This is a genomic window from Mycobacterium sp. SVM_VP21 (genome assembly GCA_024758765.1).
Lineage (GTDB): Bacteria > Actinomycetota > Actinomycetes > Mycobacteriales > Mycobacteriaceae > Mycobacterium > Mycobacterium heraklionense_C.
In genome coordinates, this window is sequence record CP101406.1 from 878,157 (window position 1) to 893,360 (window position 15,204).

The following is a 15,204-nucleotide window of genomic DNA, read 5'->3' on the forward strand; positions in this document are numbered from 1 at the left end:
CCAGAATGACCGAGTGCGCAGGGTGCTTATCGGTATGTCGGCCGCGATCGCGGCCCTGGTCTTGGTCGCCGTCGGGGTCGATTTCGGAGCAAGCGTCTACGCCGAGTACCAGTTGTCACGGGCGGTGCGCCGGGCCGCGGACCTTCGCGCGGACCCGTTCGTGGCGATCCTGGGCTTCCCGTTTCTGCCGCAGGCGCGCCGCGATCACTACACCGAGGTGGAGATCAAGGCCCCGGCCGTCGAGCAGCCGATGATCGGCAAGTCGATGCTGGAAGCCACCATGCACTCGGTCGACTTGACCCAAGCCACTTGGCGGTTCCGGCCGGACGCCCCGATCCCGGTGGCCAGGCTGGAGAGCCGGATTATCATCGGCTCGGTGCATCTGGGCCGCTACCTGGGCATCCGTGACCTGATGGTGGAGGCGCCGCCGGCCGAGACCAACGACAACACCGGCGGAACCACGGAGTCCGGAATCTCGAGCAGTCACGGGCTGGTATTCACCGGCACCCCAGCGGGTTTCGGCAAGCGGGTGAGCGTGGCCGTGGACCTGTCCATCGGCGGGGAAGACCACAGCACGCTGGTGATCACCCCGACCGGCATCCTTACCGGCCCGGACACCGCCGACCAGCCGGTGCCCGATGAGCAGCGCGCCGCGGTGCTCACCGCGTTCCGCGGCAGCCTGCCTGCGCAGCGGCTGCCGTTCGGGTTGATCCCGACCAGCCAGGGCGCGCGCGGCTCCGATGTGATCATCGAGGGCATCGCCGACGACATGACCATCACCCTGCCGGAGTTCCGCCCGAGATGAGCATTGTCGCGATCTTCGCCGCCCTGGTGATCGCGGGTGCGATCGGATGGTGGCTGAACCGACGGGCCGGTGTGCTGCGACAGCTAACCGACTCCGAGACTGACGACGACGCCGCCGCTTCCGATGCCGCTTTTTTGGGGCTGGAACCGGGACGCCCGGCAGTGGTGCATTTCTCAGCGCCGTGGTGCGGACCGTGCGCCGGCGTGCGCCGCGTGGTGGAGAAGGTCTGCGATGACCTCGGGGGTGTCGCCCATCACGAAATCGACATCGACGCCAACCCCGATGCGGCGCGCAGGTTCTCGGTGCTGTCGCTGCCGACCACGGTGATTTTCGACGCTGAGGGGCGCCAGCGGTACCGTGCCGCCGGTGTCCCGACGTCGGCGGACCTGCGTTCTGCGCTGGAACCTCTGTTGGCTTGACGGCCCCTGCGTTGGGTAGTCTGGACGTCGTGTTCGCCCGCCTTGAGCTTGTGCTCACCAAGCGCCGCACAGTCGACCTGTGCCGCACCGCGGGCTGCTGTTGTTGTCGCTGTCGCTGAGACGCGCGTTTTCGCGTCGCCATCGGAGCCGCCCGGGAAACCGTGGCATGCCTCCACCAGCCACTCGCCACGACAGCAACAGGGAGCATTTATGTCGAACACCGACACCGCCCAAGTCCAACAGGTAGACGTCCGGGGTCCACGGTTCACCGCCTGGATCACCACCGCTGTACTGGTGGCCGTCTTGCTCATCGCCGAGTTCAGCCCGGCGAGTGCGGCCATCCTGCTGGCTGCCCAAGCCGTCGTCTTCGCGGTCGGTGCGACATCGGGCCCCCGCCGCCACCCCTATGGATTGCTGTTCGCCCGACTGGTGGCGCCGCGGCTTGGACCGGTCACCGAGCGCGAGCCGGTGGCGCCGCTGCGCTTCGCTCAGCTCGTCGGCCTGGCCTTCGCCGTGATCGGAGTCGCCGGGTTCGCGTTCGCCCCGGCGGTCGGCCTGATCGCGACGGCGTTTGCGCTCGCGGCGGCCTTCCTCAACGCTGCCTTCGGCATCTGTCTGGGCTGCCAGCTCTACCCACTCGTCTTGCGCCTGCGGCCGTCCATGGCATAACTCACAGCATTCTCCCTGTAGCAACTGGAAGGATTCCCACCATGGCACGCTCGGACGTCCTGGTCTCCACCGACTGGGCGGAGAGCAATCTCGACGCGCCCAACACGGTGTTCATCGAAGTCGACGAAGACACCAGCGTCTATGACATCAACCACATCCCGGGCGCCATCCGGCTGGACTGGCGTAAGGACCTGCAGGATCCGGTACGCCGCGATGTCATCGACGAGGCCGCGTTTTCCAAGCTGCTCTCCGAGCGTGGCGTCGCCAACAACGACACCGTGATCCTCTACGGCGGCAACAACAACTGGTTCGCCGCCTTCGCCTACTGGTACTTCAAGCTCTACGGCCACGAGTCCGTCAAGCTGCTCGACGGCGGCCGCAAGAAGTGGGAGCTCAGCGGGCGCCCGCTGTCGAGCGAAGCCGTCAGTCGGCCCGCCACGTCCTACAGCGCCAAGCCGCTGGACGAATCGCTGCGGGCCCGCCGTGACGAGGTGGTCGCCGCGATCAACACCAAGAACCTCGTCGACGTGCGGTCCCCCGAGGAGTTCTCCGGCAAGATCCTGGCTCCGGCGCACCTGCCTCAGGAGCAGAGCCAGCAGCGCGGGCACGTGCCGAGTGCGATCAACGTGCCGTGGAGCCGCGCCGCCAACGAGGACGGCACCTTCAAGTCCGACGAGGAGCTGGCCAAGCTGTATGCCGACGCCGGCCTGGATGGTCAGAAGGAGACCATCGCCTATTGCCGTATCGGTGAGCGGTCTTCGCACACCTGGTTCGTGCTGCATGAGCTGCTCGGACACCGCAACGTCAAGAACTACGACGGTAGTTGGATGGAATACGGCTCCCTGGTGGGCGCCCCGATCGAATTGGGAAGCTGATATGTGCTCTGGACCCAAGCAAGGGCTTGCCCTGCCGGCCAACGTCGACCTGGAGAAGGAGACCGTGATCACCGGCCGCGTGGTGGACAGCTCCGGTGCGTCCGTCGGCGGTGCCTTCGTCCGGCTGCTGGACTCCTCGGACGAGTTCACCGCTGAGGTCGTCGCCTCGGCCACCGGCGACTTCCGGTTCTTCGCCGCGCCGGGCGCCTGGAAGGTGCGCGCCCTGTCCGCGGCCGGTAACGGTGACGCCGTGGTGACCCCCGCCGGGGCGGGCCTCCACGAGGTCGACATCAAAGTCGCCTGACGACTACCCGATGGCTCGGACGACTCAGTCCCGCTGCACCCGGCTCCGCCGGCTTTGCGAACGCCGCTAGAATTCCTCCCGTGGTGTTGTTCTTCGAGTTGATGCTGGTGGCGGCGACTGGCCTGATCACCTGGTTTGCGCTGTACACGCTGTATCGGCTGATTACCGACGAGATGTGAGTGCCTCCGACGGGGGTACGCCGGATGCCGGCGAGCGCCAGGTCGACCGGGGTTCCGGCGACCGCGCGGTAGCTGCCGCCGCTGAGCGTGCCAAGCAGACCGCGGCACGCAACATTCCGGTCTTTGACGACCTGCCGTTCACCGATACCGCCAACCTGCGCGAGGGTGCGAACCTGCACGACGCCCTGCTGGCGCTGCTGCCGTTGGTCGGGGTGTGGCGCGGTGAAGGCGTAGGCCACGGCGCACAGGGTGACTACCGGTTCGGCCAGCAGATCGTGGTGTCCCACGACGGCGGCGACTACCTGAACTGGGAAGCGCGGTCCTGGCGGCTGGCCGACGACGACGAGTCGCATCAACCGGCCCTGCGCGAAACCGGCTTCTGGCGGTTCGTGGACGATCCGGACGACCCCGACGAGTCGCAGGCCATCGAACTGCTGCTGGCGCACTCCACCGGCTATGTGGAGCTGTTCTATGGGCGCCCGCACGGCCCGGCCTCTTGGGAGCTGGTCACCGATGCGCTGGCGCGCAGCAAATCGGGGGCGCTGATCGGCGGCGCCAAGCGGCTGTACGGCATCGTCGAGGACGGCGACCTGGCCTACGTCGAGGAACGGGTGAACGCCGACGGCGAACTGGTGCCGCACCTGTCGGCGCGGTTATCGCGTTTCGTGGGCTGACCGTTCGTTGACTCTGCGCTGACGGCGACGTCTACTCGCATTTTTGCGCCGTGGCCGCAGAGTCAACGCCCGATGGCCAGATCCACCAGTCCGGCGAATTCCTCCCCGGACACCCGCGGTTGTAGCGCCCGGCCGTCCAAGGTGTGCACCCGCGCACCCAAGGTGATGCTGGATACCAGCCAGAGATCTTGCGCCGCAGCGAGATCCGCCGGCCGCAACGGGGCGTATTCGCAGTCATAGCCCGCGGCGCGGGCCACGCCGAACAATGCCTCCTGGGTGGTGCCGCGCAGGATCGGGTGCGACGGCGGCGGAGTGATGAGCCGTCCGGGTTCCACCAGGACCACCGTCGAGCGCGGCCCCTCCAAGACGTAACCGTCGGAGCTGATGAAGATGACGTCGTCGGCGCCTTGTTTCGCGGCGTATCGCAGCGCCGCCATGTTCACCGCGTAAGACAGCGTCTTGGCGCCGGCCAGCAGCCACGGCAGCTCCAGCCCCTGCGCCGACAGACCACGATCCAAGGTCACCACCGCCACGCCCTCGCGGCGGGCCGCCGCGATGCGTTCCGGCAGCGGGGTCAGCATCACGTAAGCGGTTGGCGCCGAACCGGTTTCTCGGCCCCGGCTGTAGATCATTCGCAGGGCACCCTCGCCCGTTCCGGCCCACTGCTGCACCGCCTCGTCGACAGCACGGCACCAGTCGTCCAGGTTCGGGGCCGGCAGGTCCATCAGCTCGGCGGAGCGCGCCAGCCGTCGCAGGTGAGCGTCGAGCAGGCAGGCGGCGCCATCGCGCACCAGCAGCGTCTCGAAGACCCCATCGCCGCGCAGCGCCGCCAGATCGTCGGCGTGCAATAGCGGGGAGCCGGCTGCGGCAAGCCCGCCGCCCACGGTGACGATCGTCACGACGCTGTCTTCCACATCGGCCTCCGGTGCCATGGACCGTGAGCGTAGCGGCTCCGTAGAGTTGACCCGTGTCCGCCGTCCCCGCACCTGATTCCGGCCCCGACGCGGGCGCTGTCTGGCATTACGGCGACCCGTTCGGCGAACAGCGCAGCGCTGAAACCGCCGCCGTGCTGGTGGATAGGTCCCACCGGGCGGTGCTCGCGCTGAGCGGCGCGGAGCGCAAGACGTGGCTGCACACCCTGTGCACCCAGCACGTCGCCGATCTTCCCGACGGCGCCAGCACCGAGAACCTGACCTTGGACGCCAAGGGCCACATCCAGAATCACTGGGTCCAGACCGAGCGTAGCGAGCGGACCTACCTCGACACCGAGCCGTGGCGGGGCGCGCCACTGACCGACCACCTGCGCAAGATGGTGTTCTGGGCCGACGTCGCCATCGAGCCGGCAGATCTTGCGGTGCTGTCGCTGTTGGGCCCCGGTCGGGATGCCCCGGCCGTCCTCGAAGCGTTGGGGCTCACCGAACCTCTCGGGGCGACGGCGGTTCCGGTCGGAGATGCCGGGGGTTTCGTTCGACGAACGCCTGGCCACGACGCGCTGGAACTGCTGGTGCCGCGCGCCGACAAGGGCGAGTGGCAGCGCCGGCTGATCCAGGCCGGGGTGCGCTCCGCCGGGATATGGGCCTACGAAGCCGACCGGGTGGCCGCGGGGCGCCCACGGTTGGGTGTGGACACCGACGAGCGCACCATCCCGCACGAGCTGAACTGGATCGGCGGACCAGGCGTCGGGGCGGTACACCTGGACAAAGGGTGCTACAGCGGGCAGGAAACCGTGGCCCGGGTGCACAACCTGGGTAAACCGCCGCGGATGCTAGTGCTGTTGCACCTGGATGGATCGGTGGACCGGCCCTCGACCGGAGACCCGGTCACCTCGGGTGGGCGCTCGGTGGGCCGGCTGGGCACGGTGGTGGACCACTTCGAGCTGGGTCCGATCGCGCTGGCGCTGCTCAAACGCGGACTCCCGGCCGACACCCCGCTGCTGACCGGCGCCGACTCCGAGGTCAGTGCGGTGATCGACGCGGAATCGATGCCGCCACCGGATGAGCGGGGCGCGGGGCGGCTCGCCGTCGACCGGCTACGGGGCCGACTTTGATAGTGGTCACACCGGCACAGGGCAGGTCGGCAGCTCCGCGATCGGCACGGTAAGCTGTCGGCAGGACAATAAACACATTCAGATCGGAGCCGCCTGCACGTGGGGCCGCTCCGTTATTGCGCGAGGGGGTCCCCCATGGGCCGCGGCCGGGCTAAGGCGAAACAGACCAAGGTTGCTCGGGATCTGAAGTACAGCTCACCGTCGACCGATTTCAGTCGGCTTCAGCGTGAGCTGGCCGGGTCTGAGGTCAACGACTCCGAGGGCGACGACTCCTGGAACGGCGACGACGACTGGCGGCGTTGAGCGCCAGTCGTACCGCTGGCCCTGATCAGACCTGATAGGGCTGGGCCGACCCGCTAGGGCCTAGAACCTCGGGTGTTCCCCGACCAGCTTGGCCCCGTCTCCCGGTTCGGCGTTCTTCCCCGGCTTGGCGACTGTGCCGAGCGGCCAGCAGTCGACGTGGCGGGCAGTCAGGATGGCCAGCGCGCGGTCGGTGTCCTCCGGCGCGACGATGGCAACCATGCCGACACCCAGGTTGAACGTCTTCTCCATCTCCGCGCGGCTCACCCGTCCACGCTGGGCGATCATCGCGAACACCGGAGCCGGCGTCCAGGTGCCACGGTCCACCTCAGCAATCAGCCCGTCGGGGATCACACGGGCCAGGTTGCCGGCCAAGCCGCCGCCGGTCACGTGGCAGAACGTCCGCACCTGAGTCTCGGCGGCCAGCGCCAGGCAGTCCTTGGCGTAGATGCGCGTCGGTTCCAGCAGTTCCTCACCGAGGGTGCGGCCGAATTCCTCGACGTGGCCGGCCAGGTTCATCCGGTCGATGTCCAGCAGCACCGCCCGCGCCAACGAGTAGCCGTTGGAGTGCAGGCCCGAGGAGCCCATCGCGATCAGCACGTCGCCGGGGCGGACCCGGTCGGGGCCCAGCACGTCGTCGGCCTCCACCACACCGACACCGGTCGCGGAGATGTCGTAGTGATCGGGTTCCATCAGGCCGGGGTGCTCGGCGGTCTCCCCACCCAGCAGCGCGCAGCCGGCCTGCACACACCCTTCGGCGATGCCGGAGACGATCGCGGCGACGCGTTCCGGCACGGTGCGGCCGACCGCGATGTAGTCCTGCAGGAAGAGCGGCTCGGCGCCGCAGACCACCAGGTCGTCGACGACCATGGCGACCAGATCGATGCCGACGGTGTCGTGCTTGTCCAGTGCCTGGGCGATCGCCAGCTTGGTTCCCACGCCGTCGGTGGAGGACGCCAACAGTGGCTCACGGTAGTCGTTGCGCAGGGCGAACAGGCCGGCGAAGCCGCCGAGGCCACCTCGCACCTCCGGCCTGGTGGCCTTGGCGGCCAAAGGTTTGAACAGTTCGACGGCCCGGTCACCGGCGTCGATGTCCACTCCTGCCGATGCGTAGGTAACGCCCTGGGAGCTAGATTCTGCTGAGGTCATCGCGGTAAAGGCTACCGGTCGCCGACTGCGGGCGGTATCGACCTCGACTTTGCGGCCTCAGAGCCGGTTGTGGCGCACTTGATTGAACGGCACGCCGCGGTCGGCGGCGTACTCGCGCGGCAGGCCCAGGACCCGTTCGGGCGATGACGTTGCGCGCCATCTCGTCGCTGCCAGATCCGTCATGCCCTCTCCTCCCGAACGCCACAGCCGTTGGCCGCCATACCCAGCTACGCGGCCGGTCAGCCGCCGCTCTCGGCTCGGCCCGGTCGGCTCTCCTCGACGACGCGGGAGAGCAGGCCGCGTAGCGTCTCCTGCTCGTCCGGAGTCAGGACGCCGAATACCTGGTCGTGGGCGGCGAGCGCATCGGCGACGACCACCGAGGTCACCGCGCGGCCCTGGTCGGTCAGGTAGGCCCGCAGGATGCGGCCGTGGTGGGGATCCGGCTTACGCTCCACCAAGCCGCGGCGCTCCAGCGCACCCAACGCCAGTTGCACGCCCTGCGGGGTGATGAGCAGCCGGCGGGCCAGTTGGGCGCCGGACAGACCGGGTTCGCCGGAGAGCTGGCGCAACAGACCGATCTGGGCAGTGCTCACGCCGTGATCGCTGATCGCCTCGTTCACCGTCGTCAGTGAGTAGTAAAACGCCTGTTTGAGCAGCCACAGGATGTTGCGGGTCAGGTCCGTATCCTGCGTGCCTGTCGTGGCAGATCGCACGCGCCGACGCTATCGAGCCGGCAAATTGATGTCAACTAGTTGATAACTTTCGAGAATCCGCCGAACCGGGAGCTGCGATGCAGCGACGTTGACTAGGACTGACTCAGCGCGGCGTCGTTGTCGCTCTCGGCTTTGCGCGCGGTGTTGCTCAACATCTGCTCGACGACGTTCTTGCCCAGGGCACTGTCGTCCGGCAGCTCGATCGGGTAGCTGCCGTCGAAACAGGCGCAGCACAGCCGCGATTTGGGCTGCTCGGTGGCCGCGATCATGTCTTCCTGTCCGACATAGCCGAGGCTGTCGGCGCCGATCGCGCGCCGCACCGCTTCGACCATCTCGGTTTCGTCCTCGACGGCGTTGGCGATCAGCTCGGCCGGTGAGGCGAAGTCGATGCCGTAGAAGCACGGCCACTTCACCGGCGGCGAGGCGATCCGCACGTGCACCTCGACGGCACCGGCCTCACGCAGCATCCGCACCAGGGCGCGCTGGGTGTTGCCCCGCACGATCGAGTCATCGACGACGATCAGCCGCTTACCGCGGATGATCTCCCGCAGCGGGTTGAGCTTGAGCCGGATACCGAGCTGACGGATGGTCTGCGACGGCTGAATGAAGGTCCGCCCGACGTAGGCGTTCTTGGTCAGGCCCTGCCCGTAGTCGATACCGGACTCTTGGGCGTAGCCCACCGCGGCGGGAATACCGGACTCCGGCACGCCGATAACCAGATCGGCCTCCACCGCGTGCTCACGGGCGAGCCGGCGTCCGATCTCCACCCGGGTGGCGTGCACCGACCGGCCACCGATCGTGCTGTCGGGCCGGGCCAGGTAGACGTATTCGAAGACGCACCCTTTCGGGGTGGGATTGGCGAATCGGGTGGAGCGCACCCCGTCGGCGTCGATCGCCAGCAGCTCTCCAGGCTCGATGTCGCGGACGAACGAGGCACCGACGATGTCGAGCGCCGCGGTCTCCGAGGCCACCACCCAACCGCGGTCGAGCCGGCCCAGCGACAGCGGCCGCACACCCCACGGGTCGCGGGCGGCGTACAGGGTGTTCTCGTCCATGAAGGTCAAGCAGAATGCACCGCGCGCCGTCGGCAGCAGCTCCAGCGCCGCCTGCTCCAGGGAGCTGTCGGCGGCGCCGTGCGCCAGCAGCGCGCCCAGGATGTCGGAGTCGGTGGTGGCCACGCCGGGACGGCGGGTGTCGATCAGGCCCAGTTCGCGGGCCCGCCCGGCCAGTTCGGCGGTGTTGACCAGGTTGCCGTTGTGACCCAGGGCCACGCCGGTACCGGCGGCGGTGTTGCGGAACACCGGCTGGGCGTTCTCCCAGGTGGTGTCGCCGGTAGTGGAGTAGCGACAGTGCCCGACCGCCACGTGCCCGGGCATGGCCAACAGCGTCTGCTCCTCGAACACCTGGCTGACCAAGCCCAAGTCTTTGAAGACCAGCACCTGCGAGCCGTCGCCGACGGCGATCCCGGCGGCCTCCTGGCCACGGTGCTGCAGCGCATACAGACCGTAATAGGTGAGCTTCGCTACTTCTTCGCCGGGAGCCCAAACTCCGAAGACGCCGCACTCTTCACGGGGTGCATTCTCAAGGTCTACTACCTGCTGGTCCGGCACGTTTCAGCTGCTCCAGGGGGACGGGCCACAGTGACGATGTTCAGTCTACGGTCAACGTGCGTCAAGTTTCACCAACGGCAACCAATCGGCGATCTCGGCGGCTCGCGAACCCGACAGCCGCAGCTTTCCGGCGGCGGTCGCCTCGCCGGTCTCCAGCAGCCCGGCGGCCAGCAGCAGCCAGCTGCGCGGATCGGTCTCGACCACGTTGGGCGGGGTGCCGCGGGTGTGTCGCGGCCCGGCGATGCACTGCACCGCGACGAACGGCGGGACGCGCACTTCGACGCTGGCGCCGGGCGCCAGTTCGGCCAGCGTGCGGGCGGTCAGCCGGACCGCGGCCGCCAATTCCGCGCGGGCCGGGGCCGGCAGCGTGTCGTCGCGCAGCCAGTCCGCGACGGCCAGTACTGCTGCGCGAGTCTGCGCCGGGTCCGGCTTGGGACGTGCGCCGCCGGCTGCCATACGTCAGTCGATCGGGTGCGCGGCGAACCAGTCCAGCAACAGGTCGGCGAGCCGGTCCGGCTCGGCATCGGGAATCCAGTGTGAGACGCCGCGCATTACCTCGAATCGGTAATCCCCCGTGACGTATCGGGCCGTGTTGTGCGCCGCCTTGGGCTTCAGCGCGATGTCGTCGTCGCTCCACACATACATGGTCGGCACCGAGATCTGCTGGTTGCTGTCGCGCAGATTCGACAGCGGCAGACCCCGGTACCAATTGAGCCCGCCGGTCAGCACGCCCGGCTCGATCATGGCCTGCGCATCCCGGTCGGCCGCGGCCGAACTCTGCCCGCTTCGCCTCAAAGACTTGGCGGCCACCGCGCCATTCCCGCACGTGAGCAACCACTCCGGCAGCCGCGGCAGCTGGAAGAACCCCATGTACCACGACGCCAGGCCCTGACGACTGGTGACAAACGACTTCAGGAAGGCGGCGGGGTGCGGGACCGACACCGGTGACACCGTGGCGAGCCGTTCGGGCAGTTCTGCTGCCACTGCCCACGCCACCGCGGCACCCCAGTCGTGGCCCACCAGATGCACGCGCTGCGCGCCACTGGCGTCGATCAGTGCGCCGATATCGGCGACGAGTTCGGACATGCGATAGTCGCGGCGGCGGGGCGGCCGGGCTCCGGGCGAATAGCCGCGCTGGTTGGGTGCCAGGCACCGGTAGCCGGCGGCGGTGAGCCGGTCGATAACGGCGTTCCAGCTGTCGTTTCGCTGCGGGAAGCCGTGCAGCAACACCACAACGGGTCCATCGGCGGGGCCCGCGTCGCGGACATCAAAGGTAAGGCCGTCACGGGTGTAACGCTCCATGGGTGAAGCATTCCGCATACAGCTCTGCAGCGGTACCCGCCCCCGGCGGTCCAGCGAGGCTCGACGAAGGAGAGGCGACGCTGGAACCACCGGGGGAACGGCGCACAACCGGAGGTTGCGCAGTATGAACTGCGCAGTTTATTATGCGTATATGCCGCCCGTCTCCGCTCACCCTTCCGCCCTTGCCGTCCGATCGGCATACACGTTGCGGCTGCTGGTCAGCCGCCTGCGGCGCCGGCTGAAGCAGGTGTACGACAGCCACGAGCTGACCCCGTCCCAGATTTCGGTGATCAGCCGCCTGTCGCACGACGGCCCGGCGACCACGACGGATTTGGCGGCCGCCGAGAACGTGCGTCGCCAGTCGATGTCAGTAACGGTGGCCGCACTGGAAGAACGTGGCCTGGTACATCGGGAACCCGATCCGCATGACGGGCGCCGCCAACTCATCGTGTTGAGCGCGGCGAGCATCGACGAACTTGAGGGCAGCCGCCAGCTTCGCGACGCCTGGCTCGCCGACGCACTGCAGCACAGCTTCACCAGCTCCGAGCTCGCGATCATCGACCAGGCATTGGCATTGCTCGCGCGGATGCCCGAACTCAACGGCGATCACACCACCATCAAGGAGTAACCCATGACTCGAGCAGCAACACTGAAAGCCCTCATCCACGCACCCGAAATCCTGGTCATGCCAGGGGTTTACGACCCACTGAGCGCACGCCTGGCCGAGCAAGCCGGTTTCGCCGCCCTGCAATGCAGCGGTGCGAGCATCTCCGGGGTGCACTTCGGCCGTCCGGACTACTCGTTGATCTCCATGGAGGACATGGCCGCGGTCACCGCCAAAATCTGCCGAGCCGTGCAGGTGCCGGTCATGGCCGACGGGGACAACGGATTCGGCAACGCCGTGAACGCCTATTACACGGTGCGGGCCTTCGAAGAAGCGGGAGCTGCGGGCGTCAACATCGAGGATCAGGAGAGCCCCAAGCGCTGCGGGCACCTGGATGGCAAACGCCTCGTGGACATCCACGAGGCGACCACGAAGATCCGCGCTGCCGCCGATGCGCGCACCGACCCTGACTTCGTGATCAACGCCCGTACCGACGCACTGGCCGTCGAAGGCATCGACGGGGTCATTCGCCGCGGCAATGCATACCTGGCCGCGGGAGCCACCATGGTCTTCGTCGAAGGAGTCACCTCGCGTGACGAGATCCGCCAGGCGGTGCAGCAGATCAACGGTCCGGTTGCCGTCAACGTCATCGAAGGTGGGAAATCTCCGCACAATCTCACTTTCACCGAACTGCAGGATCTCGGCGTCGCCCGCGTCAGCCTGCCCGGGGTGATGGCGATGGCAGCCCTGGGCGGCATGCGCACCGCACTGCAACGCCTGCGCGCCGACGACGGAACCGCCAATCTGCTCGACCTGTTCATGCCGTTCCGCGAAGCGCACGACCTGACGGGGATGCGCGAAATCGAAGAACTGGAACGGAAGTACCTGGCATGACTACCACTGCCGCACGCACCATCATCGACAAGATCTGGGATCTGCATGTCATCGACGAACTTTCCGACCAGACCTCGCTGATTCACATCGACCGTATTCTGCTGCACGACCGCAGCGGCGGGATATCACTGCGGTCACTGCGCGATGAGGGGCACCGCGTCTTCGACCCGTCGCTGGTGTTCGGCACCATGGACCACGTCGTCGACACCCGGCCCGGTCGGAACTCCTCCACCCCCATCCCGATGGGGTCGATGTTCATCAATGCCTTCCGCGCCGAAGCCCAACGGAACAACATCACCCTGTTCGACATCGGCGATGAACGCCAAGGCATCTCGCACGTTGTATTCCCTGAGCAGGGCATCGCGTTACCCGGAGCAACCATGATCTGCGCCGACTCCCATACGCCGACCCTCGGGGCCGTGGGAGCGCTGGCCTGGGGCGTGGGCATCACCGAATGCGAACATGCCCTGGCCACCCAAACCCTGGCCGTACCCCGGCCTAAGACGATGAACGTCCGGCTACTCGGCACACCCGGCGCCGGCGTCTATGCCAAAGACATGGTGCTGGCCCTGATAGCCGCGATCGGTGCTGCCGGAGCGGCGGGCTACGCGGTGGAGTTCAGCGGGCCCGCCGTCGACGAAACGGGTGTCGAAGGACGACTGACGTTGTGCAACATGGCCTTCGAGGCGGGCGCCCGCACCGGTCTGGTCGCACCCGACGCCACCACCATCGAATACCTGCGAGGTAGGCCGTACGCGCCGACGGGCCCCGACTGGGATCTCGCGGTCGACGCCTGGATGAATCTGCGCACTGATCCCGGCGCCACCTATGACCGCACCGTCGAGATCGACACGGCGGCCCTCGCACCGCAGGTCACCTGGGGCACCAGTCCGCAACATGCGATCGGGATCGATGGCGTGGTCCCCGACCCCAGCACCACATCGGATGCCGCCACCGTGCAACACGCGTTGGACTACATGGGACTGACCCCCGGAACAGTGCTGCGGGAACTGCCCATCGATGCCGCCTTCATCGGATCGTGCACCAACGCCCGGCTCAGCGACCTGCGCGCCGCGGCCGCCATCCTCGACGGACACCACGTCGCCGACGGCGTCACCGCCATCTGTGTGCCCGGCTCCACACCTGTCCGGCGAGCCGCCGAAGCCGAAGGCATCGACCAGATCTTCCGCGATGCCGGCTTTCAATGGCGCGAATCAGGATGCGGTCTTTGCTTTTACGCCGGAGGCGACACTTTTGCGCCTGAATCTCGGGTGATCAGTTCCACCAACCGCAACTTCGAAAATCGACAGGGCCCCGGCGTGCGGACCCACTTGGCCAGCCCGGCCACCGTTGCCGCCTCAGCCATCGCGGGCCACATCAACGATCCTCGACAGGCCTGAAATCATGAAACCGTTTACCCGAGTCACCGCCATCGCCGCGCCCCTACTGCGCAACAACATCGATACCGATGCACTGAGCCCCAGCCATTTCAAACCCAAAGAGCTGTCCAAACACGGCTTCAAGGACGCCCTTTTCATGGACTGGCGGACCACATCCGACGGTCAACCCGATCCCGATTTCGTCTTGAACCAAAGCCCCTACGATCACGCCGGCGTCCTTGTCGCCGGGGACAACTTCGGCTGCGGAAGCTCCCGTGAGACCGCCGTCTGGGCCCTGCGGGACGCAGGATTTCGCGCCGTCATCGCGCTGGGGTTTGCGTCCATCTTCGAAACCAACTGCATTCGCAACGGAATTCTGCCGCTCTCAGTGCCACCCGAGGTGCATCGACAACTCGTCACCGAGATCTTTCAGTCCGCCCGAGAACCCCGCGTCACCATCGACCTCAACGCGTGCCAGGTCAACGCGACGGATGGTCCCGTGCACGCTTTCACCATCGACGATCGAGCGCGAAATCAGTTGCTCAGCGGACTCGATGCCATCGGGCAGACCCTGACGCTGCGCGATCGCATCGACGACTTCCGCCGCAAGGACCAGCTGCAACGGCCATGGATCTATCGCCGCCCGGCTCTCACCCCAACCAGCGGCTCGGATGCATCATGACCGCCCGCATCGGCCGACTGCTGCGACCTGTTCGAGCCGGCGAAGACAAGATCGCCTGGCACCAGCACGCGGTCGCCAATTCCCCGGAGATCCTCACCGTCACCAGCCCTGCGTTCAATGACGGGGATCGGATACCTCGACGTTACGCAGGAAAAGGGCTGGGCGACAACATATCCCCACCTCTCAGCTGGTCTGGAGTACCCGAGACAACCGCTGAACTCGTCCTCGTCGTCGAAGATCCCGATGCCCCACTCCCACGACCGGTAACCCATTTGCTTGTGACCGGCATCAGCCCGCACATTCACACACTCAGAGAAGGCGCCCTGAACCTCGAACCTGACGGACGTACGGAATCACCGCCCCTGGTTTTCGGCAAAGGTTCCTTCAATCGACGCGGATACGCGGGCCCGCGCCCCATTCCGGGCCATGGCCCCCACCGTTACGTCTTCCAACTGTTCGCCCTCAACCGAACGATCGGGCTCGACGCCACCGCCACCATCGCCAGCACACGAGCTGCAATGCACGGCCACGTCATCGCCCGCGGCCGACTCACCGGAACCTACGAACGCTGAACGTTGTGACGGTGCGCGCTGATTGAG

Annotated in this window: 19 protein-coding genes; 13 read left to right on the top strand and 6 right to left on the bottom strand. The window is 67.2% G+C overall.

The genetic code is table 11. From position 1 onward, the window contains the following. The first annotated feature begins 34 nt into the window (after nt 1-34). The 6 genes from lmeA (at nt 35) to NM962_04380 (ending at nt 3,925) form a co-directional block, all read left to right on the top strand. On the top strand, nt 35-805 hold the full coding sequence (gene lmeA, locus NM962_04355; GenBank protein UVO14546.1) for a mannan chain length control protein LmeA: 771 nt from the start codon (nt 35-37) through the stop codon (nt 803-805). Next, entirely contained in the window at nt 802-1,224 is a 423-nt protein-coding gene (locus tag NM962_04360; protein UVO13371.1) for a thioredoxin family protein, read from the top strand. Before lmeA ends, NM962_04360 begins: the two co-directional genes overlap by 4 nt. A 210-nt stretch (nt 1,225-1,434) precedes the next feature. Beyond that, on the top strand, nt 1,435-1,893 hold the full coding sequence (locus tag NM962_04365) for a DUF4395 domain-containing protein (GenBank protein UVO13372.1): 459 nt from the start codon (nt 1,435-1,437) through the stop codon (nt 1,891-1,893). A gap of 41 nt (nt 1,894-1,934) precedes the next feature. After that, the gene (locus NM962_04370; protein ID UVO13373.1) at nt 1,935-2,768 is read left to right on the top strand and encodes a sulfurtransferase; all 834 of its coding nucleotides are present in this window, start codon (nt 1,935-1,937) and stop codon (nt 2,766-2,768) included. 1 nt (nt 2,769) lies between these two features. After that, nucleotides 2,770-3,072 carry a DUF1416 domain-containing protein gene (locus NM962_04375; protein ID UVO13374.1) on the top strand — a complete coding sequence of 101 codons (303 nt, stop codon included), beginning with the start codon at nt 2,770-2,772 and terminating at the stop codon, nt 3,070-3,072. Between the two features lie 175 nt (nt 3,073-3,247). Next, nucleotides 3,248-3,925, top strand: coding sequence for an FABP family protein (locus NM962_04380; protein ID UVO13375.1), 678 nt, complete (start codon nt 3,248-3,250; stop codon nt 3,923-3,925). Between the two features lie 62 nt (nt 3,926-3,987). Here NM962_04380 and NM962_04385 read toward each other — a convergent pair whose 3' ends face one another. Further along, nucleotides 3,988-4,857: an aminodeoxychorismate lyase gene (locus tag NM962_04385; GenBank protein ID UVO13376.1), complete on the bottom strand. Its 870-nt coding sequence runs from the start codon at nt 4,855-4,857 to the stop codon at nt 3,988-3,990. A 35-nt stretch (nt 4,858-4,892) separates the two neighbouring features. Between NM962_04385 and NM962_04390 the strand changes: the two genes are divergently transcribed. Together NM962_04390 and NM962_04395 are read left to right on the top strand one after the other, a co-directional pair. Then, on the top strand, nt 4,893-5,972 hold the full coding sequence (locus NM962_04390) for a folate-binding protein YgfZ (GenBank protein UVO13377.1): 1,080 nt from the start codon (nt 4,893-4,895) through the stop codon (nt 5,970-5,972). A gap of 135 nt (nt 5,973-6,107) precedes the next feature. Continuing rightward, complete coding sequence (locus tag NM962_04395; GenBank protein UVO13378.1) at nt 6,108-6,275, top strand: DUF3073 domain-containing protein; 168 nt, start codon at nt 6,108-6,110, stop codon at nt 6,273-6,275. A 60-nt stretch (nt 6,276-6,335) separates the two neighbouring features. Here NM962_04395 and purM read toward each other — a convergent pair whose 3' ends face one another. From purM to NM962_04420, 5 genes are all read right to left on the bottom strand, one after another. Beyond that, nucleotides 6,336-7,421: a phosphoribosylformylglycinamidine cyclo-ligase gene (purM, locus tag NM962_04400; protein ID UVO13379.1), complete on the bottom strand. Its 1,086-nt coding sequence runs from the start codon at nt 7,419-7,421 to the stop codon at nt 6,336-6,338. Between the two features lie 239 nt (nt 7,422-7,660). Beyond that, entirely contained in the window at nt 7,661-8,134 is a 474-nt protein-coding gene (locus NM962_04405; protein UVO13380.1) for a MarR family transcriptional regulator, read from the bottom strand. 92 nt (nt 8,135-8,226) lie between these two features. Then, nucleotides 8,227-9,744 (bottom strand): amidophosphoribosyltransferase, encoded by a 1,518-nt coding sequence (gene purF / locus NM962_04410; GenBank protein UVO13381.1) that lies wholly within the window; start codon nt 9,742-9,744, stop codon nt 8,227-8,229. Between the two features lie 51 nt (nt 9,745-9,795). Next, the gene (locus NM962_04415; protein UVO13382.1) at nt 9,796-10,200 is read right to left on the bottom strand and encodes a sterol carrier family protein; all 405 of its coding nucleotides are present in this window, start codon (nt 10,198-10,200) and stop codon (nt 9,796-9,798) included. A gap of 3 nt (nt 10,201-10,203) precedes the next feature. Beyond that, a complete protein-coding gene (locus NM962_04420; protein UVO13383.1) occupies nt 10,204-11,046 on the bottom strand; it encodes an alpha/beta fold hydrolase in 843 nt (280 codons plus the stop codon). A 151-nt stretch (nt 11,047-11,197) separates the two neighbouring features. Between NM962_04420 and NM962_04425 the strand changes: the two genes are divergently transcribed. From NM962_04425 to NM962_04445, 5 genes are read left to right on the top strand one after another with little or no spacing between them, the layout of a single operon-like run. Then, on the top strand, nt 11,198-11,674 hold the full coding sequence (locus tag NM962_04425) for a MarR family transcriptional regulator (protein UVO13384.1): 477 nt from the start codon (nt 11,198-11,200) through the stop codon (nt 11,672-11,674). A gap of 3 nt (nt 11,675-11,677) precedes the next feature. Then, nucleotides 11,678-12,544: an isocitrate lyase/PEP mutase family protein gene (locus NM962_04430; GenBank protein UVO13385.1), complete on the top strand. Its 867-nt coding sequence runs from the start codon at nt 11,678-11,680 to the stop codon at nt 12,542-12,544. After that, nucleotides 12,541-13,944 (top strand): 3-isopropylmalate dehydratase large subunit, encoded by a 1,404-nt coding sequence (locus NM962_04435; GenBank protein ID UVO13386.1) that lies wholly within the window; start codon nt 12,541-12,543, stop codon nt 13,942-13,944. The genes NM962_04430 and NM962_04435 overlap by 4 nt, the downstream gene beginning before the upstream one ends. Nucleotides 13,945-13,948: 4 nt before the next feature. After that, a complete protein-coding gene (gene leuD, locus NM962_04440) occupies nt 13,949-14,605 on the top strand; it encodes a 3-isopropylmalate dehydratase small subunit (protein UVO13387.1) in 657 nt (218 codons plus the stop codon). Beyond that, nucleotides 14,602-15,177 (top strand): YbhB/YbcL family Raf kinase inhibitor-like protein, encoded by a 576-nt coding sequence (locus tag NM962_04445; GenBank protein ID UVO13388.1) that lies wholly within the window; start codon nt 14,602-14,604, stop codon nt 15,175-15,177. Before leuD ends, NM962_04445 begins: the two co-directional genes overlap by 4 nt. Nucleotides 15,178-15,204: the final 27 nt, after the last annotated feature.